Annotated in this window: 9 protein-coding genes; 5 read left to right on the plus strand and 4 right to left on the minus strand. The window is 60.9% G+C overall.

Annotation, left to right across the window (positions count from 1 at the left end; all coding sequences use genetic code 11):
* Positions 1-106: 106 nt before the first annotated feature.
* Positions 107-979 carry a DNA/RNA non-specific endonuclease gene (locus LOY36_RS12610; RefSeq protein WP_258673849.1) on the plus strand — a complete coding sequence of 291 codons (873 nt, stop codon included), beginning with the start codon at positions 107-109 and terminating at the stop codon, positions 977-979.
* Positions 980-1,161: 182 nt separating this feature from the next.
* On the opposite strand, the gene LOY36_RS12615 is transcribed toward LOY36_RS12610, so the two are convergent.
* On the minus strand, positions 1,162-2,202 hold the full coding sequence (locus tag LOY36_RS12615) for an ABC transporter substrate-binding protein (protein WP_258673850.1): 1,041 nt from the start codon (positions 2,200-2,202) through the stop codon (positions 1,162-1,164).
* A 514-nt stretch (positions 2,203-2,716) separates the two neighbouring features.
* On the minus strand, positions 2,717-3,391 hold the full coding sequence (locus LOY36_RS12620) for a bifunctional 2-polyprenyl-6-hydroxyphenol methylase/3-demethylubiquinol 3-O-methyltransferase UbiG (RefSeq protein ID WP_258673851.1): 675 nt from the start codon (positions 3,389-3,391) through the stop codon (positions 2,717-2,719).
* A gap of 210 nt (positions 3,392-3,601) precedes the next feature.
* Between LOY36_RS12620 and LOY36_RS12625 the strand changes: the two genes are divergently transcribed.
* The 4 genes from LOY36_RS12625 (at position 3,602) to LOY36_RS12645 (ending at position 9,392) form a co-directional block, all read left to right on the plus strand.
* Entirely contained in the window at positions 3,602-5,380 is a 1,779-nt protein-coding gene (locus LOY36_RS12625) for a type I secretion system permease/ATPase (protein WP_258674177.1), read from the plus strand.
* Positions 5,358-6,671, plus strand: coding sequence for an HlyD family type I secretion periplasmic adaptor subunit (locus LOY36_RS12630; protein WP_018927963.1), 1,314 nt, complete (start codon positions 5,358-5,360; stop codon positions 6,669-6,671). Before LOY36_RS12625 ends, LOY36_RS12630 begins: the two co-directional genes overlap by 23 nt.
* A 2-nt stretch (positions 6,672-6,673) precedes the next feature.
* A complete protein-coding gene (locus tag LOY36_RS12635) occupies positions 6,674-8,053 on the plus strand; it encodes a TolC family outer membrane protein (protein WP_258673852.1) in 1,380 nt (459 codons plus the stop codon).
* Positions 8,054-8,675: 622 nt separating this feature from the next.
* Positions 8,676-9,392: a LuxR C-terminal-related transcriptional regulator gene (locus LOY36_RS12645; RefSeq protein ID WP_258673853.1), complete on the plus strand. Its 717-nt coding sequence runs from the start codon at positions 8,676-8,678 to the stop codon at positions 9,390-9,392.
* A gap of 119 nt (positions 9,393-9,511) precedes the next feature.
* Here the strand turns inward: LOY36_RS12645 and LOY36_RS12650 are convergent, their stop codons facing one another.
* Positions 9,512-15,571: a DUF5801 repeats-in-toxin domain-containing protein gene (locus LOY36_RS12650; RefSeq protein WP_258673854.1), complete on the minus strand. Its 6,060-nt coding sequence runs from the start codon at positions 15,569-15,571 to the stop codon at positions 9,512-9,514.
* Positions 15,572-15,853: 282 nt separating this feature from the next.
* Positions 15,854-25,117, minus strand: coding sequence for a DUF5801 repeats-in-toxin domain-containing protein (locus LOY36_RS12655; RefSeq protein WP_258673856.1), 9,264 nt, complete (start codon positions 25,115-25,117; stop codon positions 15,854-15,856).
* Positions 25,118-25,131 lie beyond the last annotated feature (14 nt).

Genomic DNA, 25,131 nt, shown 5'->3' on the forward strand with positions numbered 1-25,131 from the left:
GTGAAAGCATGCTCACCGCAATATAATCCGCAACCGCCTCCACCTGGTCCAGTGAATCGGGACTCGCCGTACGTTTACCCCTCAATCCAATTCGAAGATTTAAAGCATGCACCTACGCAAAATTGCAGTTGGGCTGTCGGCCCTTGTTTTGCTCTCGACCGGGGCACAAGCCCGCAGTCTGCTGGATTTCATCAAGCCGCCCACCCAGCATCAGCAACAAACCTCCCACTCGGGCTCGATCAGCCAGAGCGCGGCGCTGGAACTCTATTCAAACAAACAGAAACAGCCATCGTTTGACGGCTGCGCGGATCTGTTCCCGGCCGCGAAACCGATCAACATGGCCACTGTGCCTGCCACAATGAAACCCTTGGCCTTGTGTTCCGACAACTTCGCGGTGCTGTACTCGCAAACCAGCAAGACGCCGCTGGTAGTGGTCGAACGCCTTAATGCCGCCCAGCTGCAGGATGCCAAAGGGGAGGAGCGCACCAACCAGTTCTATCCGGACCCACGCATTCCCAAGAGTGGGCGGGCAGAGTTGAGCGACTACCGTAGCCAACATCCGGCCGTGGACCGTGGCCATCAATCCCCGGCGGCCGATGCACCGAACCCCAATGCAATGGCCCAATCCTTTGCGCTGTCGAACATGGTGCCGCAAGACCCAACCAACAACCGGAAGATCTGGAGTAAGGTCGAGTCCGATGTCAGAAAGTTTGCCAAACGAGCCGATGGCAATGTCTTTGTCTTTACCGGCCCGCTCTTTGATTCAGGCCACGGCACCGTCGGCGACAACAAGGTCTGGGTGCCGACCCGCCTGTTCAAACTGGTTTACGACGCATCGTCCAAGCGTGCCTGGGCTTACGTACTGCCCAACGCTGAAACTCGCATCGAGAAACCGATGGACTATGACGCTTTCGTGAAGAGTACCGGGCTCAACTTGCTGGGAAATCTACCGGTCACAGGTTCCGTGGGGCGCTCTTGATGGCTTGATTGATTAATCCGTAGCAGCTGTCGAGCCGGGGCGAGGCTGCGTTCGGCTGCGCAGCAGTCGTAAAACCAGAACTTACGGTGCGTCAGGCAGACCGCGTCAGCCGGATTCACGACTGCTTCGCAGCCGAACGCAGCCTCGCAGGCTCGGCAGCTGCTACAGAGAGTGTGTCGCGGCTAACGCGCCGCCCAGGCATTGAAGTGTTCTTCCAACTCCTCGCCGTGGTCCACCCAGAACTCCGCATCTACCGACCGGGCCTTGGCCAGGTTGGCTTCGGCCGTCGGCAATTGCTGACGTACTGGCTCCGGCAGCAGCGCCAGGGCCTGGCGGTGGACTGGGCCGTAAGGGATGTTTTCCGAGAAAACCTTCTGGGCTTGCGGCTGGCTGGCAAACGCGATGAAACGCTCGGCCAGGGCCTTGTTCGGCGACCCTTTGACCACGGCCCAGTATTCCGGGTCGTACAGGCTCTGTGGCCAGACGATGCTCAGGTTCATGCCTTCTTTTTGCGCCGAGGCGATACGACCGTTATAGGCGGCACTCATCACCACGTCACCGGCGATCAACCACTGCGCTGGTTGGGCTCCGGCCTCCCACCACTGGATGCTCGACTTGATCTTGTCGAGCTTGGCGAAGGCTCGGTTCACGCCCTCGGGGGTGCCCAGCACTTTGTAGAGCTGGTCAGGCTTGACGCCATCGGCCAGCAGAGCGATTTCCAGGGTGTACTTGGCGCCTTTGCGCAGGCCGCGCTTGCCCGGAAAGTCGGTGACGTTCCAGAAGTCCGCCCAGGAAGTCGGGGTCTTGGCCAGCTTGTCCTTGTTGAAGGCCATGACCATCGACCAGACGTAGGTGGCCACACCACACTCGGTCAAGGTCCCCGGTACGAACTGGGCCTGGTCGCCAAAACTGGCCTTGTCCAGCCGCTCGAACAAGCCGGCATCACAGCCACGCAACAGTTCCGGACTCTCCACCTCGACCACATCCCAGGTGGCATGGCCCACATCGACCATGGCCTTGATCTTCGACAGTTCGCCATTGTATTCGCCGGCGACGATGCGTCCTGCACCGCTTGCATTGAAGGGTTGGAAATAGGCCTTGTCCTGGGCCTGCTTGGTGGCGCCGCCGAACGAAATGACGGTCAGGGCCTGGGGCTCGGCGAGCACGCCGGTGCACAACAGGGCCAGGGAAATAGGAACACAGGTACGTAAGGATAAAGACATGGAACGCTCCCACAGCTGGTTTTTAGAATGGTGTAAAGCCGGGCAGTGCTGGCCAGAGGCCGATAAGGTTCCACCGTGCCGGGCTCTTGGGGCCGGCATCGTTATGAAAAAAGCTTTCATCCGGGAAAGCCGGACCAGAGGTGCTCAGTGCGGTTTGATAGTGCGGCATCAATCGGAAGAGGAAAATTATTAAAAATATGCTTGGGAGCTATAAAAAAGCTCTTTAGCGGTGCAATGCATATTCACTTATGCCGTAAGGCGATCTGTAGCAGCTGTCGAGCTTGCGAGGCTGCGTTCGGCTGCGCAGCAGTCGTGAGTCCGGCTACCGTGGTGTATCTGACGCACCGCATTGTCTTGTTTGACGACTACTGCGCAGCCGAACGCAGCCTCGCAAGCTCGACAGCTGCTACCGCCGAACGCAGCCTCGCGAGCTCGGCAGCTGCTACAAGGAATGCGTCGCGGCTGAAATGGCTTAAGTGAACAACATTGCTTCAGCAGTGGGCGCGGCAGGCGATCATGCGGACGTTTGCTCAGCCACCAACAACAACGACTGCGGCACCGGACTTTGCGGGTGCTGCGGCTCCTGCAGGGCGGCCAGCCGAAAACCGGCCATGTCCAGGGCGTTGAGCCAACTGGACATGGTGCGCGAGTACCACGGCATGGGTTGCCACTGCCCCTTGAACCCGGCGAAGGTTTCTTCCCGCCAACCGTCCTGATAGTCGCCCGCCGCCGCGGTCCACGGATGCAGCGTCTGGATCACCAGCGCGCCACCGGGGGTGAGCAGGGCGTTCATGGCGGCGAGCAGGGGGATGATGTCCTGGTGCAACAGGGCGAAGTTGGCGCAGATCAGGTCGTAGTCGCTGCCGATGTCCACCTTCGCCTCTACCAGCTCATCATAGCTCGCCAAATGCACCCGCGAAGAGCCCGCCGCCTGCGCTGCCTCGACCAGTGTCGCATCGCCATCCACACCGACCGCCTCGATGGCCCGTTCAGCCAGCGCACGCAACAGCCAGCCCTCGCCGCAGCCGAGGTCGAGCACGCGCTCGGGTTGGCGGCCCAGTATCGCCAGCAGGATTGCCTGGTCGGTGACTTTGAGTCGGCTTTCTATGGTGCCGGTGCGGATAGCCTCGATCCAGGGCTTGGCGTTGTGGTGCCAGCTCTGGAGGAGGGTGGATTCGGGGCTGGGCATTTCGATGTCCGCAGTGATGGGTTGGAGGGAAGGATAGGACAAGTACTGGCGGAACGGATCTTGTCGGTGACGCTTTACTTGCATCCAGTCGAAAAGACCGCCAGCCCGGGGGTGAAACCCGTTGTCCGGGGCGATCTGGCCAACGGCTGCGCACAGTCGTTCGGCATGATCTAAGCTCCTCAAGGTATGGCTTTTCGAGCAGGGGTTTCCATGCGAAACACACCTGAAAACAGTCTGAAAATAGCGTTGAAAGCCTGTAGAGACAGCTTTGTTTCTGTTGGCTTTTTCAGCTTTTTCATCAACGCGCTGATGCTCGTTCCTACCTTCTATATGCTTCAGGTGTATGGACGAGTGGTCACCAGCGGAAGTCTGACGACCCTGGCGATGCTGACGCTGATCATGACCGGGTTGGTGGTAACACTCGGTTCCCTGGAATGGGTGCGTTCACGCATCATGGTTCGGGTCAGTACCCGGCTGGATGTGTTGCTGGGGCGCCAGGTCTATAAGGCCAGTTTCAAACGGGCGCTGGAAAGTGGCGGCATGGATGCCTCGGCCCAGTCGCTCAACGACTTGACGGGCTTGAGACAGTTTCTCTCCGGTAATGGATTGTTCGCCTTTTTCGATGCGCCCTGGTTACCTATCTATGTCGCTGTAATGTTCATGTTCCATCCCTGGTATGGCTGGGTAGCGGTGGGCAGTGCGTTGTTGTTGTTATTTCTCGCGTTTCTCAATGAGAGGTTTACGGGGCCGGCACTTGCCCAGGCTAACAAGGAACATATCAGCGCGACGCTCCACACCACGAAAAATCTGCGCAACGCTGAAGTCATCGAGTCCATGGGCATGCTTGAAACCCTGATGGACCGTTGGGGGCGTCGCCAGAGAAATGTCCTGTTGCTGCAGTCCGGGGCGAGCGACAGAGGTGGCATCATCAGCACGCTTTCCAGGTCCTTCCGGATCCTGGTGCAATCGCTGATCCTGGGGCTGGGGGCGTACCTGACCGTGGATCACCAGGTGGGGCCAGGCATGGTGTTTGCCGGGTCCGTGCTGCTAGGGCGCGCCTTGGCCCCCATCGATCTGATTATCGGCAGCTGGAAGGGCTTTATTGCGGCCCGTTCGCAGTACCGCCGTCTCAATGACATCCTCGACAAACAACAGGCTCAGCCCGAGCGTATGACACTGCCTGCGCCTCAGGGGCATGTGCAGGTGGAGAATCTGATCGTCGCGGCACCTGGCTCGAAAACCCCGATCATCAAAAATATGAGTTTCAGCGTACCTGCCGGCAGCATTATCGGAATCATCGGTCCAAGTGCGGCGGGCAAGTCCACCCTGGCCAGGGCACTGATGGGAGTATGGGCGCCGCAGCATGGGGTGGTCCGGCTTGATGGCGCAGACATCAGCGCGTGGGACAAACATGAACTTGGGCCGTACATAGGCTACTTGCCCCAGGACATTGAATTATTCGAAGGCAGCGTCAGCGAGAACATTGCCCGCTTCGCCGAGGTCGACTCCGAGAAAGTCGTTCTGGCGGCCAAGTCTGCCGGCGTTCACGAAATGATTCTGCTGTTGCCCGATGGCTATGACACCGTCATTGGCAGCGATGGCGTCATGCTGTCGGGAGGGCAGCGCCAACGCATCGGCCTGGCCCGTGCCCTGTATGGCAACCCGCGGCTGATTATCCTCGACGAGCCCAATTCCAATCTCGACGAAGTCGGTGATCGTGCCCTGGCGGTGGCCATCCAGCAGCTCAAGCTGACAGGTGCAACCGTTTTTGTGATTACCCACCGAACCAACATTGTGTCCCAACTTGACCGGCTGATGGTGATGAGTGATGGCGCCATCAGTCTCTATGGACCACGCGAACAAGTGCTGGCCGAACTCGCGCAGCGGGCACAAAAGCACGCCACGCAAGCAGGCGCAAGCGTGGCTTCGGTGGCTACTCGCAAGGGTGATGCCGATGAACAGTACGATGCTCAGTCGTCAAACAGATAACTTCGCCGACCTGGCGGTATCTGATCGAAAGATCCGTCGCCTGGGTTTTGGCATTTTATTGATGACCTTCGGGGTGTTCGGCACCTGGGCGGCGGTCGCACCGATCGATGGCGCGGCTTACGCGCCTGGTGTGGTCACCGTGCAGGCTTATCGGAAAACGGTACAACACCTCGAAGGTGGCATCGTCAAAGAGGTGTTGGCCCATGACGGTGACATCGTCAAGCAGGATGACCCGCTGATTATTCTCGATGATGCCCAGCTGCGATCCGAATACGAGATGACCCGAAGCCAGCTCATTGCCGCCAGAGCCATGGAGGCAAGACTCAAGGCTGAGCGGGACAATCTGCCAGTCATTGGCTTTGACGTCATGACCGATGCCGATAGTCTGCGAGGTGCCGAGGCGCGCCAGGGCGAGACCCAGGTATTCAACGCACGACGGGGGTCACGGTTGGGCCAGATATCGGTGCTGCAAGAGCGCATTGGTCAGTTGAATCAACAGATCAAGGGGCTGGAGGCGATGATCGGGGTCAAGAGCCAACTGAATAAATCCTACAGCGGTGAAATCGTTGAATTGACAGACATGTTGTCACAAGGGTTCGTCGACAAACAACGCCTGCTTGAGCAGCAGCGCAAGCTTGAAATGGTCAAGTCTGAATTGGCCGACCATCGTTCGACCATCACCAGGACGCGCCTGCAGATCAACGAAACACAGCTGCAGATTCTACAAGTCGATAAAGACTTCAATGCCGATGTCGCCAAACAATTGGCCGATGTCCAGACCAAAATCTACGACCTGCAAGAGAAGGCTTCCGCCCTGGAGGACCGGCTCAGCCATATCATCATCCGCGCACCCGAATCGGGCATGGTGATTGGCATGACGGTGCACACGATTGGCGGCGTCGTGCGCTCGGCGACGCCTTTGCTGGACATTGTTCCCTCGGTTTCTGAACTGGTCATAGAGGCCCAGGTGGCGCCGGTCGATATCGATCGCATCGCCATCGGCAAGCGTGCCGATATCCGTTTCGGCGCGTTCAACAGTGCGACCACGCCGGTGATCCAGGGCGAGGTCATCAGTGTCTCGGCGGACCGGCTGGTCAACGAAAAGACCGGGACTCCCTATTATCTGGCGCGGGTCCGGGTCACCGAAGCCGGTGTGCGCGCCTTGGGTGATCGCAAATTACTGCCAGGGATGCCTGCGGACGTGTTGATCATCACGGGGCAACGCACGCTGTTGCAATACCTTCTGCAGCCGGCCCGCAATGTCATCTCTCAAGCGTTGATCGAGGAGTGATCATGCGAGCGTCGACAGTTCTGCTGGGCGGGGCGTTCATGTTTGCCGCGGGTGCCGTTCTGGCGCAAACCACTGAAGCAAAGCCGACCGGGGTCAGTGCCTCGACGTATTCCACTGATCTCATGCAGTTGTATCGCGAGGCCCGGCTGGAAGATCCGCGAGTGTTGGCCTCGTATGCGCGAGCGAAGGCGGGCGAGGAACATCAGCGCGAGGCCCTGGGCTCGCTGTTACCACAGATATCGCTCAACGCCGGGCAGAACCGGATTCATCAGGAGAGCGACCTGGTACAGCGCAGTTACGATAGCGAAATCTACAGCCTGGTGCTGCGTCAGTACCTCTACAACAAGGCCGCGTGGGAGAACTACCAAAGATTCAAAAGCCTGGCCAAGCAAACCGAATCAGAAGCGCAGGAGGCCCAGGCCGAGGCCACAGTGGATTTGGCCCAGCGTTACTTCGCCGCGTTGGCGGCCGAGGATGAACTGGAGTTGGTAAAGGCGGAGCGTCAAACCACGCAAAAGAGCCTGGACAGGGTCAATGCGTTGTACGAAAAGCAGCTGGCATTGATTACCGATCAGCTCGACCTCAAGGCCCGGGTCGATTTGCTGGTGGCGCAGGAACTGGATGCCCAGAACCAGGCCAGTATCACCCGCGAGGCACTGGCGGAAATCGTCGGCCGGCCGGTCAAGGAGAAGCTCAACCGGATTCGCGATGACGTGCAACTACAGGTGTCGACGCAGAGTCTTGAAACGTGGGTCCGCGAGGGTATAGCGCAAAACCCGGCGCTCAAGGCCAACGAAAGTGGTGTCGAGGCCGCAGGCGCTGCGTTGCGCGGCGGCAAGGGCGGGCACTATCCGACCGTGAGCCTGTCTCTGAGCGCGCAACAGACCAACGAGGGCTACAACAACTCCCTGGCGCCGCGTACCGACAGCTATGTCGCCGGTATTGGCGTGCAAGTGCCGATATACAGCGGTGGTTCAACCTCGGCGCGGGTGCGGGGGCTCTACCAGGATCAGATTGTGGCGGAGCAGCAGCTGGAAGCAGTCCAGCGCCAGGTGGTCAAGGAGATCACCACTGCTTACCTGACCGCCAACTCGAGCGCAGAGAAGATCAGTGCGAGCCGGCATGCTTTGGCCTCGGCACAGCTGTCCAGAGTGGCGGCAGAAAAAGGACTCAGTTACGGAATGGTCAATGCCGTCGATGTACTGACCAGCGTACGCAACGAATTCCGGGCTCGTCGTGATCTGCTCAAGACGCAATACGACTTCGTCACCAATGTCTTCACGCTCAATCGCTGGGCGGGCAAGCCGCCTGTCGAGAGTGTCGAAAACGTCAATGCCTGGTTGAGCCCCGGCAGCTCCAGCAAAAAACTCACATCCCCCTGATCCTGCCTGCAATACCGACGTTGTATACCCTCCAGCCAGACTGGTTTTTCAGTGCCTGCCCCACGGGCCTGGGGCCGGCTTGTGGGTGGCTCTGCGAGGCAGGTTTCGCCGGTAAATTGACGATTGTTTTATTGTCATGCTTTGTTGTGCGCCACTCGTCGGTTAATTGACGATTTTGATCGGGTCAGGCTGTGACCGCAGGTCGTCGGCGGCGAGCCTAAGACCTTGATTTTCTAGGGGGGAGGGCGCCCTTGGGTACGTCGACCGGGCTACCTGTATGAGGCTAAGTCGACGACTGGCAAATGGCTAGGCTGGCAGTGCGCCGGGCTGGCCTAGACTCAGTTGAGCGGTTCGAAGGAGCACATCATCAAACGCAAACTATTGATGATTATTCCTATTTCTGTTGTTTCGATGGCTTTTGCCCGGCTTCTGGGAACGTCCGCAATCCCTGCCGGTGCAACGGGTGGAAGTGTCCCAAAGGCTAATACCGGGCGGGCACTGTCAAGGCCTGTCGGCGCTCGCATCTGTCCTTCAATCGTGGTGGCCAGGTGATTGAGTTGCTGATCCAGGAAGGCCAACGGGTGGAGGCCATCGTGCATTTTTCAAGGGAGTCAGGACGGTAATGACGACCCAAATAAAACCAATAAGCGTGATGCTGATCGACTGTCGTCCCCTTGTTCTTATGGGCCTTCAAGACTTGATCAATGCCCGCAAGCCTCAGATGGAAGTGAGCGGGCAGGCCACCACCTATACCAAAGCGCTGGATCTTGCCGATCAGTTGCGTCCCGATGTCATTTTTTTCAGTTTCTTTCCGGATGCGCTGAACCCATTGGCGGTCGTCGCGGGGCTCGCCCATAGCGCCGAAATGAAAGTCCTAGTGCTCAAGAGTCTGTACGAAACCGTCCCTGTTGCCCAGGCGATAGAGGCGGGCGCACGCGGCGTCGTGCTGGCGGAAGACCCGACAGAATCGATCATCCGAGCCATCATCCAGGTCCACCATCGTGACATCGGGCTGGGTAGAGCCTGGGTCGGTGGGCTTTCCGACTATGCCGCGACCGGGCATATACCTTTGAAATGCAATTCGGAGCAGGCGAAACAGGCGCGGTTGACCCTGCGTGAAAGAGAACTGATTCGCGCCATCGTGGGGGATCCGTCTGCCAAATACATGTGCATCGCCGGGCGCCTGGGTATCAGCGAGCACACCGTGCACAACCACCTCAGTAACATTTATCAAAAGCTTAATCTCGTTAACCGGATCGACTTGCTGATATATGCACAGAAGCACGGGCTCACCAACAACGAAGAACCGCCCGAGTCCACTTGGGTGGAACTGCATTGAATTTCTTTGGGGCGCCCAGGCCGTCACTGTGTCGCCGTTCGTGAATCCCATATTTGACCTGTAAGGCATGCGAGGGTGGCTTCTACGCCACCCTCGCATTCTTTTACGCGCGCGCTGCCTCAGGCGCTGCCATGGACAATGTCAGTACTCAGCAGATCGACCCCGACCAGGGTGATGGTGGTTATTTGTCCGCCCGTTTCGGTAACCGTCACGATGCTGTTTGCGCCGCTGTTGTCGATCTGGGCAACGGAGCTCTGGTCGCCGTTGAGCACCAGTGTGTCGCGCAGGCCTGCGCTCGCATCGAAGCCGGTGATCTGGTACTTGTTTTGGGTGAATGACAAATCGACGTTGAAGGCATCCCGCTCACCGGCCGTGCCAGCCAGCGTGAAGTCGAAGGTGGTGCCCAAGTCGTTGGCGAACAGGTTGGCGTCGAACGCACTCGTCGCCGAGTCCCCATCCTTGTCCGTCAGCGTCGCGTTGAACGCCAGCTTGACATCGCTGGCCAGGTTCTCGGTCTGCTGAATGAACTGGATCACCGGGATCTTGACATCGCCTCGGCCCATCGTGAGTTGAACCGCGTCAATCAGCAGCGAGCCTTGCTTCTGAACGAGGAAGGACACTTGTCCGCCGGCCTCCGGCGTCACGGTGTTCACCTCGGTGAGGTTCGAGGTCGAGCCATCCTCGTAGTAGATCCTGTAGTACAGGTCCTCGGTCGCCGTGTTGTACCCCCCCACGGAGTTGTCGATGAAGACTTTCATCCCCGTCAGCAGGCTCTCCGGATTGATCACGAAACTTTCATCGGCGTTGCTGATGGCCGCGAGGCTGTCTCCCTGGAGAATGTTATTGCCGACGCCGATGCCGGACGTGCTGACGTTCATGGCCGCCGAGTCGATGTACGAGGGCAGGGGGGTGGTCTGTAGCTGGGCTTCGGTGGGGTCGGGTTTCCCGACCCCGATGCCGGTCAGGATGTCCGCAGTCGACGCCGTTGCTTTGGCGGAAAAGAACACAATCTCCTCGGAGGGTGAAGGAATAGTCGGCGGATTCTGCGCCGGGATCAGCAAGGTGCGCACCGGATCCGGGCCGCCAGCACTGAGCGAGCCATCGGCACTGCTGAGCACGATCGTCGAACTGAAGCCTTGCACCAGGTCCAGTGTATAGGTGCCATTGCTATAGGCGGTCAGCGTGTAGTCGACGCTGGTATTCGCGGTGGCGGCGTTGTTGTCGAAATCACCGGTCAACGTCCCTGCGAAGTGGAACGCGCCATTGACGTCCGGTGAAGGCGACTGCTCGGTGAGCGTACCGGTCCCGGTGGTGGTCGTGTTGTCTGGCCGGACGAGGGTGAATTGGTTATTCACCAACGAAATATCCAGCCCGGTTGCCCCCAGTCCGTCGGCTCCGTTCGAATGATCCCAGTACCCTTGTTGTGGAAGGATGCTACCGGTCCCGATCAGGTTGCCGAAGGCAAGTGTAGGGCCATCGTCCTTGAACACCAGGTTCTGCCCGATGTTCAGGGTGGCCTGGGCGCTGTCGCCGTCCCCATCGGTCTTGGTCGCTATCAGCGTCACCAGGTTGTCCGCCGACAGCGTCGTCGAATCATCGGGATTGCTGGCGTTGGGATGCACCACCGCGCGGAGCTGGTCGAGGGTGACGTCGCCGTTGGCGGCGACGCTGGCCGTGAACACCAGCAAGTTGCTGGTGGCCGTGCGGCCTTCGACCACGCCGCCGTTGAGCGACAGGTTCACCGCCTGGCCGCTGGCCGTGTCGGTCAGCCCGGAGGCCCCCACCACCACGCCCAGTGCATAGGTCAGCGTGCCGGCGCCATCGGCGCCAAACGCGGAGGTGAAGTTAGCCGCGAAGCTCTTGGTATCGTTGGTCGCCAGCACCGTCTCGTCGACCGTCAGTGTCGGCTCCGTACCGGTGGTGCTGATGTTCGGTCCGTCGTCCTTGAATACCAGGTTCTGGCCGATGTTGAGGGTCGCCTGGGTGCTGTCGCCGTCCTTGTCGGTGATGGTCGCGGTCAGCGTCACCAGATTGTCCGCAGTCAGGGTCTTCGAATCATCGGGATTGGCCGTGTTGGGATGCACCACGGCGCGGATCTGGTCGAGGGTGACCTCACCATTGGCGGCGACGCTAGCGGTGAACACCAGCAGGTTGGTGGTGGCCGTTCGGCCTTCGACCACGCCACCGTTGAGCGACAGGTTGACTGCCTCACCGGTGGCCGTATCGGTCAGCCCGGAGGCACCCACCACCACGCCCAGCGCGTAGGTCAGCGTGCCGGCGCCATCGGCGCCAAACGCCGAACTGAAGTTGGCGGCAAAGCTCTTGGTATCGTTGGTCGCCAACACCGTTTCGTCCACCGTCAGCGTCGGTTCCGTGCCGGTGGTGCTGATGCTGGGGGCGTCATCCTTGAACACCAGGTTCTGTCCGATGTTGAGCGTTGCTTGGGCGCTGTCGCCGTCCCCATCGGTCTTGGTCGCCGTCAGCGTCACCAGGCTGTCCGAGGTCAGGGTCTTCGAATCATCCGGATTGGTCGCATCGGGATGCACCACGGCGCGGATCTGGTCGAGGGTGACGTCGCCATTAGCGGCGACGCTGACCGTGAACACCAACTGGCTGGTGGTGGCCGTGCGGCCTTCCACCACGCCGCCGTTGAGCGACAGGTTGACTGCCTCACCGGTGGCCGTATCGGTCAGCCCGGAGCCACCGGCGACCACGCCCAGTGCATAGGTCAGGGTGCCGGCGCCATCAGCGCCAAACGCCGAGCTGAAGTTGGCGGCAAAGCTCTTGGTATCGTTGGTCGCCAGCACCGTTTCGTCCACCGTCAACGTAGGTTCCGTGCCGGTGGTGCTGATGCTTGGCCCGTCATCCTTGAACACCAGGTTCTGCCCGATGTTGAGCGTTGCCTGGGCGCTGTCGCCGTCCTTGTCGGTCTTGGTTGCCGTCAGGGTCACCAGATCGTCCGAGGTCAGGCTCGTCGAGTCATCGGGGTTAGTCGTGACGGAATGCACCACAGCGCGGATCTGGTCGAGGGTGACGTCGCCATTGGCGGCGACGCTGACCGTGAACACCAGGTCGTTGCTAATCGCTGTGTGGCCTTCCACCACGCCGCCGTTGAGCGACAGGTTGACTGCCTGGCCCGTGGCCGTATCCGTCAGCCCGGAGCCTCCCGCGACCACGCCCAGCGCATAGGTCAGGGTGCCCGCACCGTCGGCGCCAAACGCCGAGGTGAAGTTGGCGGCAAAGCTCTTGGTGTCGTTGGTCGCCAACACCGTTTCGTCTACCGTCAGCGTCGGTTCCGTACCAGTGGTGCTGATACTTGGCCCGTCGTCCTTGAACACCAGGTTCTGCCCGATGTTCAGGGTAGCCTGGGCGCTGTCGCCGTCCTTGTCGGTTTTGGTCGCCGTCAGGGTTACCAGGCTGTCCGACGTCAGCGTTTTCGAATCATCGGGATTGGTCGTGTTGGGATGCACCACGGCGCGGAGTTGGTCGAGGGTGACGTCACCATTGGCGGCGACGCTGACCGTGAACACCAGGTCGTTGCTCGCGGCCGTGCGGCCTTCCACCACGCCGCCGTTAACCGACAAATTCACTACTTGGCCGGTGGCGGTGTCGGTCAGCCCGGAGGCACCCGCCACCACACCCAGCGCATAGGTCAGCGTACCCGCACCGTCAGCGCCAAACGCCGAGGTGAAGTTGGCGGCAAAGCTCTTGGTATCGTTGGTCGCCAGCACCGTTTCGTCGACCGTCAACGTTGGTTCCGTGCCGGTGGTGCTGATGCTCGGCCCGTCATCCTTGAACACCAGGTTCTGCCCGATGTTGAGGGTGGCCTGGGCGCTGTCGCCGTCCTTGTCGGTCTTGGTCGCCGTCAGCGTCACCAGGTTGTCCGCAGTCAGGGTCTTCGAATCATCCGGATTGGTCGTGTTGGGATGCACAACAGCGCGGAGCTGGTCGAGGGTGACGTCGCCATTGGCGGCCACACTGACCGTGAACACCAGATCGTTGCTTGCGGCCGTGCGGCCTTCCACCACGCCGCCGTTAACCGACAGGTTCACCGCTTGGCCCGTGGCCGTGTCCACCAGCCCGGAGCCACCCGCGACCACGCCCAGCGCATAGGTCAGCGTACCTGCACCGTCAGCGCCAAACGCCGAGCTGAAGTTGGCGGCAAAGCTCTGGGTATCGTTGGTCGCCAGCACTGTTTCGTCCACCGTCAGCGTGGGCTCCGTGCCGGTGGTGCTGATGCTGGGTCCGTCGTCCTTGAACACCAGGTTCTGCCCGATGTTGAGCGTGGCATGGACGCTGTCGCCGTCCCCATCGGTCTTGGTCGCGGTTAGCGTCACCAGGCTGTCCGAGGTCAGCGTCTTAGAGTCATCCGGATTGGTCGCGTCGGGATGCACCACGGCGCGGATCTGGTCGAGGGTGACGTCGCCATTGGCGGCGACGCTGACGGTGAACACCAGTTGGTTGGTGGTGGCTGTGCGGCCCTCCACCACTGTACCGTTGAGCGACAGGTTGACCGCTTCACCGGTGGCCGTGTCGGTCAGCCCGGAGCCGCCCGCCACCACGCCCAGCGCATAGGTCAGCGTACCCGCGCCGTCAACACCAAACGCCGAAGTGAAGTTAGGCGCAAAGCTCTTGGTATCGTTGGTCGCCAGCACCGACTCGTCGACCGTCAGTGTTGGCTCGGTGCCGGTGGTGCTGATGCTTGGCCCGTCATCCTCGAAGATCATCTTGGAGCCGATCTCAGCGGTTGACGCGGTGGACTGCAGCACCTTGAAGCCGCCAATGTCGAAGTCAGCGTGCGTCTTGTCGCCGTTCTTGTCGGTCAGCAACCCGGCGTTCTCGATCATCACGCGGTTGTGGTCGGTCGCCGTGCTGTAGGTGATCTGCGAGTCGGTCGGAACACCGGTGATCAGCACTGTGCCGTCGGCGTTGTAGGTGATGACGACGCCGCTGACGGGGGCACCCGCGAACGTCTTCACGGTGACACTGCCGTTGGTGATCGCGACCTTTTCGGTGCTGTCATTGGCGTAGCTGTTGACGAAGTTGACACCGCTCTGCGACCCGCTGACGTTGTCAGCGTTCTTGACGGCGGTGAGCAAGAGCTTCGCGGTCGTGCCGCCCGTCTCCTGCACGACCTTGAAGGTCGCGGAGCGGGCGCCGAAGTACTGGGTGAAGTCAATGTTCTGTTCGACACCCGCTTCGCTCGGGCTCAGGTTGGGGATTGTGAAGTCCGCCTTGGCGCCGGTGACGAAGCTGAAGCGCAGGCCTTCCTGTTCGGTGATTGCCTGGTTGTTGGTGCCCAGGGTCGTGCTGCCGCCGCCCTGGCTGCTGTTGACCGTGTCGGCGCTGGTGATGGCAGCACTGCTTGCCGACTGATCCAGCGGATCCCTGCCGGTGACGACGATCGAGACACCGGGAATCCGGCCGTTCACATCGGCCGTCGCGCCCATGGTCGTGAACATCAGGAACAACTGCTGGCCCGACGGCGCATTGGCCAGACTGAACTCCGCGTCCTGGGCGGCTCCGATGAACACCTTGTTCAGCAGATTGACCGCATCGTCGGGGTTGCTAGCGTCCGGATGCTTGAGCGGTTGGTATTCCACGGTCCAGATCTTGCCGCCCGAGAGCGGCGATCCGGTTTCTTCGATGTAGGCTGCAAACACGATCGCGCCGGTTGCGCTTCCGGCTCGGCCCAGAAGGATGTTGTTGTTCGTATCGGTATAGAGAAGGATGCTGGTGCCATTGAGGGTATCGAGTCCGCTATCCAGGCCATTGAGCGGTACGCCGGCGCTGTCGACGAAACTGATATCGGTAATATTTGCTCCGGGGTCAGCGGTGACGCTGAACGCATTGCTGCCGGTATTGCCCGCGGCACCGGTGTAGCCACTCAAGGCCGCCCCCGAGGCGGTACCTGCCCCCAGTGCGGTCAAACGGGTAGAGAAAGTCGAGGGCAGGGACGCCAACGGAATGTCGTTGTCATCCGCATCTCCCAAAGGGCTTGGCGTGGCAGTGCCGTTCTGCAACCCGGCCGTTTCGTCCAGCGTGACGCTCGCGCCGCTGGCCACGACGCTCATGGCATTGGTGGTAACCGATGTTGTCACCACTGAGTCGAGGGTCGGAATGTACAGGAGGGCAGGATCGCTTGTTAGCGATGAATTTTGCTCGCCAATAGCAGCCATGATTTTCTCCAAAGCAAGTGCGGTCATCGAGGCCTGACCGTTGACCTTTGGTCGACTATGGAGAAGCACCGGGGATTACGCATCAGCCGAAACTCCCACGCGGGCTGGGAGTTTCAGACTAGTCGTCCTCGTCGCAGGCCTGGCCGCAGGGGGCCAGTGTTCAAGGCTTGTGGTGCTAGAGCGCTCACAACGAATGCGATCCGTGCGGATCTGATATTGGCAGTGCAAAAAAATGCGAGGGTGGTTTCCACCACCCTCGCATCCTTTCACGCACGCGCTGCCTCAGGCGCTGCCATGGACAATGTCGGTATTCAGAACATCAACCCCGACCAAGGTGATGGTCGTGACTTGTCCGCCCGTTTCGGCAACCGTCACGACGCTGTTGGCGCCGCTGTTGTCGATCGACTGGACAACGGCGTTCTGGTCGCCGTTGAGCACCAGCGTGTCGCGCAGCCCTGCGCTCGCATCGAAGCCGGTGATCTGGTACTTGTTTTGAGGAAGTGACAAGTCGATGTTGAAGGCATCCCGCTCACCACTCGTGCCCACCAGCGTGAAGTCGAAGGTGGTGCCCAAGTCGTTGGCGAACAGGTTGGCGTCGAACGTACTCGTCGCCGAGTCCCCATCCTTGTCTGTCAGCGTCGCGTTGAACGCCAGCTTGACATCGCTGGCCAGGCTCTCGGTCTCATGAGTGAACTCGATCACCGGGATCTTGATCTCGCCTCGGCCCATCGTGAGCTGAACCGCGTCGATCAACTTCGTGCCCTGCTGCTGAATGAGGAAGGACACCTGTCCACCGGCCTCCGGTGTCACGGTGTTCACCTCGATCAGGTTCGAGAACGTGCCATCCTCGTAGAAGGCCCTGTAGTACAGGTCCTCGGTCGCCGTGTCGTAACCCCCCACGGAGTTGTCGATGAAGACCTTCATGCTCGTCAGCAGGCTTTCCGGGTTGATCACGAAGCTTTCATCGGCATTGCTGATGGCCGCCAGGTTGTCTCCCTGGAACAGGTTATTGGCGATGCCGATGCCGGACGTGCTGACGTTCATGGCCGCAGGGTCGATGTACGACGGCAGGGGGTTGGTCTGTAGCTGGGCTTCGGTGGGGTCGGGGGCTCCAAGCCCGATACCGGTCAGGATGTCCGCAGTCGACGCCGTTGCCTTCGCGGAAAAGAACACGATCTCCTCAGATGGCGAAGGAATAGTCGGCGGATTCTGCGGCGGGATTAACAAGGTGCGCACCGGATCAGGGCCGCCGGCACTGAGCGAACCGTCGGCACTGCTGAGCACGATCTCGGAACTGAAGCCTTGCACCAGGTCCAGGGCATAAGTGCCATTGGCAAAGGCGGTCAGCGTGTAGTCAACGCTGGTATTCGCGGTGGCGGCGTTGTTGTCGAAATCACCGGTCAGAGTCCCTGCGAAGTGGAACGCGCCGTTGACGTCCGGTGAGGGCGATTGCTCGGTGAGCGTGCCGGTGCCGGTGGTGGTCGTGTTGTCTGGCCTGACGAGGGTGAATTGGTTATTCACCAACGAAATATCCAGACCTGTTGCACCCAGTCCGTCGGCTCCGGTTGAATGATCCCAGTATCCCTGTTGTGGGAGGATGCTACCGGTTCCGATCAGGTTGCCAAACGCGAGTGATGGACCGTCGTCCTTGAACACCAGGTTCTGGCCGATGTTGAGGGTCGCATGGGCGCTGTCGCCGTCCTTGTCGGTGATGGTGGCCGTCAGAGTCACCAGATTGTCCGAGCTCAGCGTCTTCGAATCATCCGGATTGGTTGGGTCGGGATGCACCACCGCCCGGAGTTGGTCGAGGGTGACGTCGCCATTCGCGGCCACGCTAGCCGTGAACACCAGCAGGTTGGTGATGGCCGTGCGGCCTTCGACCACGGTGCCGTTGAGCGACAGGTTGACCGCCTCACCGGTGGCGGTATCGGTCAGTCCGGAGCCTCCGGCCACCACGCCCAGCGCATAGGTCAGCGTGCCCGCACCGTCAGCGCCAAATGCCGAGGTGAAGTTAGCCGCGAAGCTCTTGGTATCGTTGGTCGCCAGTACCGTTTCGTCGACCGTCAGGGTTGGCTCCGTGCCAGTGGTGCTGATGCTTGGCCCATCGTCCTTGAACACCAGGTTCTGCCCGATGTTGAGCGTCGCATGAGCGCTGTCGCCGTCCTTGTCGGTGATGGTTGCGGTCAGGGTCACCAGATTGTCCGAAGTCAGCGTCTTCGAATCATCCGGATTGGTTGGGTCGGGATGCACCACCGCCCGGATCTGGTCGAGGGTGACGTCACCATTGGCGGCGACGCTGACCGTGAACACCAGCAGGTTGGTCGTGGCCGTACGGCCTTCGACCACTGTGCCGTTGAGTGACAGGTTCACCGCCTCACCGGTAGCCGTATCGGTCAGCCCGGAACCGCCCGCGACCACGCCCAGTGCATAGGTCAGCGTACCCGCACCGTCAGCGCCAAATGCCGAGCTGAAGTTGGCGGTAAAGCTCTCGGTGTCGTTGGTGGCCAGCACCGTTTCGTCGACCGTCAGGGTTGGCTCCGTGCCGGTGGTGCTGATGCTTGGACCATCGTCCTTGAACACCAGGTTTTGGCCGATGTTCAGCGTGGCATGGGCGCTGTCGCCGTCCTTGTCGGTGATGGTGGCGGTCAGGGTCACCAGGTTGTCCGAAGTCAGCGTCTTCGAATCATCGGGATTGGTGGTATCGGGATGTACCACGGCGCGGATCTGGTCGAGGGTAACGTCGCCATTCGCGGCGACGCTGACGGTGAATACCAGATCGTTGCTAATCGCCGTGCGGCCTTCCACGACTGTACCGTTAAGCGACAAATTCACCGCTTGGCCGGTAGCGGTATCGGTCAGCCCGGAGCCGCCCGCGACCACACCCAGTGCATAGGTCAGCGTGCCTGGACCATCAGCGCCAAACGCCGAGCTGAAGTTGGCGGTAAAGCTCTGGGTGTCGTTGGTTGCCAGTACTGTTTCATCGACCGTCAGGACTGGCTCCGTGCCAGTGGTGCTGATGCTCGGTCCGTCGTCCTTGAACACCAGGTTTTGCCCGATGTTCAGGGTTGCATGAGCGCTGTCGCCATCCTTGTCGGTGATGGTGGCGGTCAGGGTCACCAGGTTGTCCGAGGTCAGACTGGTCGAATCATCCGGATTGGTTGGATCGGGATGCACCACGGCCCGTTGCTGGTCGAGGGTGACGTCACCGTTGGCGGCGACACTGACAGTGAACACCAGCAGGTTGGTGGTGGCCGTACGGCCTTCGACCACGGTGCCGTTGAGTGACAGGTTCACCGCCTCACCGGTGGCTGTATCGGTCAGCCCCGACGGGCCGGCAGTCACGCCCAACGCATAGGTCAGCGTACCCGCACCGTCGGCGCCAAATGCCGAGCTGAAGTTGGCGGCGAAGTTCTGGGTGGCGTCGGTGGTCAGTACTGTTTCATCGACCGTCAGGACTGGCTCCGTGCCAGTGGTGCTGATGCTCGGTCCGTCGTCCTTGAACACCAGGTTCTGCCCGATGTTCAGGGTGGCATGGGCGCTGTCGCCATCCTTGTCGGTGATGGTGGCGGTCAGGGTCACCAGGTTGTCCGAGGTCAGACTGGTCGAATCATCCGGATTGGTTGGGTCGGGATGCACCACGGCCCGTTGCTGGTCGAGGGTGACGTCACCATTGGCGGCGACACTGACAGTGAACACCAGCAGGTTGGTGGTGGCCGTACGGCCTTCGACCACGGTGCCGTTGAGTGACAGGTTCACCGCCTCACCGGTGGCTGTATCGGTCAGTCCGGAGGCACCGGCTACCACGCCCAACGCATAGGTCAGCGTACCCGCACCATCGGCGCCAAACGCCGAGCTGAAGTTAGCCGCGAAGCTCTGGGTGGCGTCGGTGGTCAGTACTGTTTCATCGACCGTCAGGACTGGCTCCGTGCCAGTGGTGCTGATGCTCGGTCCGTCGTCCTTGAACACCAGGTTCTGCCCGATGTTCAGGGTGGCATGGGCGCTGTCGCCATCCTTGTCGGTGATGGTGGCGGTCAGGGTCACCAGGTTGTCCGAGGTCAGACTGGTCGAATCATCCGGATTGGTTGGGTCGGGATGCACCACGGCCCGTTGCTGGTCGAGGGTGACGTCACCGTTGGCGGCGACACTGACAGTGAACACCAGCAGGTTAGTGGTGGCCGTGCGGCCTTCGACCACGGTGCCGTTGAGCGACAGGTTGACCGCTTCACCGGTGGCCGTATCGGTCAGTCCGGAGGCACCGGCTACCACGCCCAGTGCATAGGTCAGCGTACCCGCACCATCAGCGCCAAACGCCGAGCTGAAGTTAGCCGCAAAGCTCTGGGTGGCGTCGGTGGTCAGTACCGTTTCGTCAACCGTCAGGGTTGGCTCCGTGCCAGTGGTGCTGATGCTCGGTCCGTCGTCCTTGAACACCAGGTTCTGGCCGATGTTCAGCGTGGCATGGGCGCTGTCGCCGTCCTTGTCGGTGATGGTGGCGGTCAGCGTCACCAGGTTGTCCGAGGTCAGACTGGTCGAATCATCCGGATTGGTTGGATCGGGATGCACCACGGCCCGTTGCTGGTCGAGAGTGACGTCACCGTTGGCGGCGACGCTGACGGTGAACACCAGCAGGTTGGTGGTGGCCGTGCGACCTTCCACTACGCTGCCGTTGAGTGACAGGTTGACCGCTTCACCGGTGGCTGTATCCGTCAGCCCCGACGGGCCGGCAGTCACGCCCAGCGCATAGGTCAGCGTGCCCGCACCGTCGGCGCCAAACGCCGAGCTGAAGTTCGCTGCAAAGCTCTGGGTGGCGTCGGTGGTCAGTACTGTTTCGTCAACCGTCAGGACTGGCTCCGTGCCGGTGGTGCTGATGCTTGGACCATCGTCCTTGAACACCAGGTTCTGGCCGATGTTGAGGGTGGCATGGGCACTGTCACCGTCCTTGTCGGTGATGGTGGCGGTCAGAGTCACCAGATTGTCCGAGGTCAGACTGGTCGAATCATCCGGATTGGTTGGGTCTGGATGCACGACGGCCCGTTGCTGGTCGAGAGTGACGTCACCGTTGGCGGCGACACTGACAGTGAACACCAGCAGGTTAGTGGTGGCCGTGCGGCCTTCGACCACGGTGCCGTTGAGCGACAGGTTGACCGCTTCACCGGTGGCCGTATCGGTCAGTCCGGAGGCACCGGCTACCACGCCCAGTGCATAGGTCAGCGTACCCGCACCATCAGCGCCAAACGCCGAGCTGAAGTTAGCCGCAAAGCTCTGGGTGGCGTCGGTGGTCAGTACCGTTTCGTCAACCGTCAGGGTTGGCTCCGTGCCAGTGGTGCTGATGCTCGGTCCGTCGTCCTTGAACACCAGGTTCTGGCCGATGTTCAGCGTGGCATGAGCGCTGTCGCCATCCTTGTCGGTGATGGTGGCCGTCAGGGTCACCAGATTGTCCGAGGTCAGACTGGTCGAATCATCCGGATTGGTTGGGTCGGGATGCACCACCGCCCGTTGCTGGTCGAGGGTGACGTCACCGTTGGCGGCGACACTGACAGTGAACACCAGCAGGTTAGTGGTGGCCGTGCGGCCTTCGACCACGGTGCCGTTGAGCGACAGGTTGACCGCTTCACCGGTGGCCGTATCGGTCAGTCCGGAGGCACCGGCTACCACGCCCAACGCATAGGTCAGCGTGCCCGCACCGTCGGCGCCAAACGCCGAGCTGAAGTTAGCCGCGAAGCTCTGGGTGGCGTCGGTGGTCAGTACCGTTTCATCGACCGTCAGGACTGGCTCCGTGCCGGTGGTGCTGATGCTCGGTCCGTCGTCCTTGAACACCAGGTTCTGGCCGATATTCAGCGTGGCATGAGCGCTGTCGCCATCCTTGTCGGTGATGGTGGCCGTCAGGGTCACCAGGTTGTCCGAGGTCAGACTGGTCGAATCATCCGGATTGGTTGGGTCGGGATGCACCACGGCCCGTTGCTGGTCGAGGGTGACGTCACCATTAGCCGCCACGCTGACGGTGAACACCAGCAGGTTGGTGGTGGCCGTGCGGCCTTCCACTACGCTGCCGTTGAGCGACAGGTTGACGGCTTCACCGGTGGCCGTATCGGTCAGTCCGGAGGCACCGGCTACCACGCCCAGCGCATAGGTCAGCGTCCCCGCGCCGTCGGCGCCAAACGCCGAGCTGAAGTTCGCTGCAAAGCTCTGGGTGGCGTCGGTGGTCAGTACTGTTTCGTCAACCGTCAGGGTTGGCTCCGTGCCGGTGGTGCTGATGCTCGGTCCGTCGTCCTTGAACACCAGGTTCTGTCCAATATTCAGCGTCGCATGGGCGCTGTCGCCATCCTTGTCGGTGATGGTGGCCGTCAGGGTCACCAGATTGTCCGAGGTCAGACTGGTCGAATCATCCGGATTGGTTGCATCGGGATGCACCACCGCCCGTTGCTGGTCGAGGGTGACGTCACCGTTGGCGGCGACACTGACAGTGAACACCAGCAGGTTAGTGGTGGCCGTGCGGCCTTCCACTACGCTGCCGTTGAGCGACAGGTTGACCGCTTCACCGGTGGCCGTATCGGTCAGTCCGGAGGCACCGGCTACCACGCCCAGCGCATAGGTCAGCGTGCCCGCACCGTCAGCTCCAAATGCCGAGGTGAAGTTAGCCGCGAAGCTCTGGGTGGCGTCGGTGGTCAGTACCGTTTCGTCAACCGTCAGGGTTGGCTCCGTGCCGGTGCTGCTGATGCTTGGCCCGTCATCCTTGAACACCAGGTTCTGCCCGATGTTCAGCGTGGCATGGGCACTGTCGCCGTCCTTGTCGGTGATGGTGGCGGTCAGGGTCACCAGGTTGTCCGAGGTCAGACTGGTCGAATCGTCCGGATTGGTTGGGTCGGGATGTACTACGGCCCGTTGCTGGTCGAGAGTGACGTCACCGTTGGCGGCGACACTGACAGTGAACACCAGCAGGTTGGTGGTGGCCGTGCGACCTTCCACCACGGTGCCGTTGAGTGACAGGTTGACCGCTTCACCGGTGGCCGTATCGGTCAGTCCGGAGCCTCCGGCTACCACGCCCAGCGCATAGGTCAGCGTCCCCGCGCCGTCGGCGCCAAACGCCGAGCTGAAGTTCGCTGCAAAGCTCTGGGTGGCGTCGGTGGTCAGTACTGTTTCGTCAACCGTCAGGGTTGGCTCCGTGCCGGTGGTGCTGATGCTCGGTCCGTCGTCCTTGAACACCAGGTTCTGTCCAATATTCAGGGTGGCATGGGCGCTGTCGCCATCCTTGTCGGTGATGGTGGCCGTCAGGGTCACCAGATTGTCCGAGGTCAGACTGGTCGAATCATCCGGATTGGTTGCATCGGGATGCACCACGGCCCGTTGCTGGTCGAGGGTGACGTCGCCATTAGCCGCCACGCTGACAGTGAACACCAGCAGGTTGGTGGTGGCCGTGCGGCCTTCGACCACGGTGCCGTTGAGCGACAGGTTGACCGCTTCACCGGTGGCCGTATCGGTCAGTCCGGAGGCACCGGCTACCACGCCCAACGCATAGGTCAGCGTGCCCGCACCGTCGGCGCCAAACGCCGAGCTGAAGTTAGCCGCGAAGCTCTGGGTGGCGTCGGTGGTCAGTACCGTTTCGTCAACCGTCAGGGTTGGCTCCGTGCCGGTGCTGCTGATGCTTGGCCCGTCATCCTTGAACACCAGGTTCTGCCCGATGTTCAGCGTGGCATGGGCACTGTCGCCGTCCTTGTCGGTGATGGTGGCGGTCAGGGTCACCAGGTTGTCCGAGGTCAGCGTCTTCGAATCATCCGGATTGGTCGCGTCGGGATGCACCACGGCGCGGATCTGGTCGAGGGTGACGTCACCGTTGGCGGCGACACTGACAGTGAACACCAGCAGGTTGGTGATGGCGGTGCGGCCTTCGACCACGGTGCCGTTGAGCGATAGGTTGACGGCCTCACCGGTGGCCGTATCCGTCAGCCCGGAACCGCCTGCTACCACGCCCAGCGCATAGGTCAGCGTACCCGCACCGTCAGCGCCAAACGCCGAGCTGAAGTTAGCCGCGAAGTTCTGGGTGGCATCGGTGGTCAGTACTGTTTCATCGACCGTCAGCGTTGGTTCCGTTCCGGTCGCACTGACGCTCGGCCCGTCGTCTTCGAAGATCATCTTGGAGCCGATTTCGGCGGTCGCGCTAGAGGCTTGGCGCAGCGAGAAGCCGCCGATATCAAAATCGGCGTGGTTATCGCCTCTGGCGTCGAGGGCCGCGCCGTTCTCGACGAGCACGCGGTTGTGATTCGATGTCGTGGTGTATTCAATCTGGTAGCCGGCTTTAACGCCGGTAATGGTCGCAACCCCACCCGTGAAGCTGATGGTGATGGTCGGATCATTCACCGAACCGTCGGAATTTTCGATCACCAGCCCGGTACTATTGTTGATGACTTGAACATTGGTGATGGCAACCGGCGTGTCATTCGCATAGCCGTTGACGAAGTTCGCGCCAGGTTCAGCTGCGGTGTTGAATGCGCTGACTTTTACCACGGCACTCTTGCCGCTTTGCAACTGCACGATGTCGAAATTGGCCGATGTCGTGTTGTAGACGCTGGTAAAGTCGATGTTGGACTCAACATCGGCTTCGGTCTGACTGAGGTTGGGAACGGTCACATCCTGCCGGGCACCGGTGACGAACGAAAAGCGGATGCCTTCCTGTTCCGTAATCATCTGGTTGTTGGTGCCGATGGTGGTCGGCCCACCGCCCTGGCTGGTATTGATCGTGTCGCCAGTGTTTATCTTGGCGCCGCTTGACTCGTCTGCGGGGTCCTTGCCGGTGGCGATGATGGTGGGATCGGTGATCCGCATGACACCACCATCATTGACAACGGTCGGGTTCGCTTTCGTGAACATCAGGAACAGGTTCTGACCAGAGGGCGCACCGGCCAGGCTGAATCCCAGATCCTGAGTGACTCCGATGAACACCTTATCCTGCAGATTGAGCGAATCATCGGGGTTCGTTGCATCTGGATGCTTGAGCGGTTGGTACTCCACGGTCCAGATCTTGCCGCCCGAGACCGGTGATCCGGTTTCTTCGATATAGCCAGCGAACACGATCGCGCCGGCTGGGCCACCGGCTCGGCCCACAACGATATTGTTGTTGCTCGTATCCGTATAGAGAAGGATGCTGGTGCCATCGAGAGTATCCAGTCCGCTATCCAGGCCATTGAGCGGTGCGCCAGCACTGTCGACGAAGCGGATATCGGTAACGCCGGACGGGTCGGTGAGGGTGAATGCATTGCTGCCGGTGTTGCCCGCGGCACCGGTATAGCCGCTCAAGGCCGCCCCCGTTGCGGTACCTGCACCCAGTGCGGTCAAACGGGTAGAGAAGGCCGAAGGTAGAGAGGCCAGCAGAATGTCGTTGTCGTCAGCGTCTCCCGCGGGGGTTGGCGTGGCGGTGAGGTTCTGCAACCCGGCCGTTTCATCCAGCGTAACGTTTGCGCCGGGCGTAACGCTCAGCGCGTTGGCCGTAAGTGACGTTAAGTTGAGGGAAGTCGGATCGCTCGTTAGCGATGAGTTTTGCTCGCGAATAGTCATGATTTTCTCCTGAG

This window comes from Pseudomonas sp. B21-019, from assembly GCF_024749225.1.
Taxonomy (GTDB): domain Bacteria; phylum Pseudomonadota; class Gammaproteobacteria; order Pseudomonadales; family Pseudomonadaceae; genus Aquipseudomonas.

What these genes read in the sequence shown, in the direction of transcription:
- LOY36_RS12610 (WP_258673849.1), top strand. Translation starts at nt 107, where the DNA reads ATGCACCTACGCAAAATTGCAGTTGGGCTGTCGGCCCTTGTTTTGCTC.
- LOY36_RS12635 (WP_258673852.1), top strand. Translation starts at nt 6,674, where the DNA reads ATGCGAGCGTCGACAGTTCTGCTGGGCGGGGCGTTCATGTTTGCCGCG.
- LOY36_RS12630 (WP_018927963.1), top strand. Translation starts at nt 5,358, where the DNA reads ATGCTCAGTCGTCAAACAGATAACTTCGCCGACCTGGCGGTATCTGAT.
- LOY36_RS12625 (WP_258674177.1), top strand. Translation starts at nt 3,602, where the DNA reads ATGCGAAACACACCTGAAAACAGTCTGAAAATAGCGTTGAAAGCCTGT.
- LOY36_RS12620 (WP_258673851.1), bottom strand. Translation starts at nt 3,391, where the DNA reads ATGCCCAGCCCCGAATCCACCCTCCTCCAGAGCTGGCACCACAACGCC.
- LOY36_RS12650 (WP_258673854.1), bottom strand. Translation starts at nt 15,571, where the DNA reads ATGGCTGCTATTGGCGAGCAAAATTCATCGCTAACAAGCGATCCTGCC.
- LOY36_RS12615 (WP_258673850.1), bottom strand. Translation starts at nt 2,202, where the DNA reads ATGTCTTTATCCTTACGTACCTGTGTTCCTATTTCCCTGGCCCTGTTG.
- LOY36_RS12645 (WP_258673853.1), top strand. Translation starts at nt 8,676, where the DNA reads ATGACGACCCAAATAAAACCAATAAGCGTGATGCTGATCGACTGTCGT.
- LOY36_RS12655 (WP_258673856.1), bottom strand. Translation starts at nt 25,117, where the DNA reads ATGACTATTCGCGAGCAAAACTCATCGCTAACGAGCGATCCGACTTCC.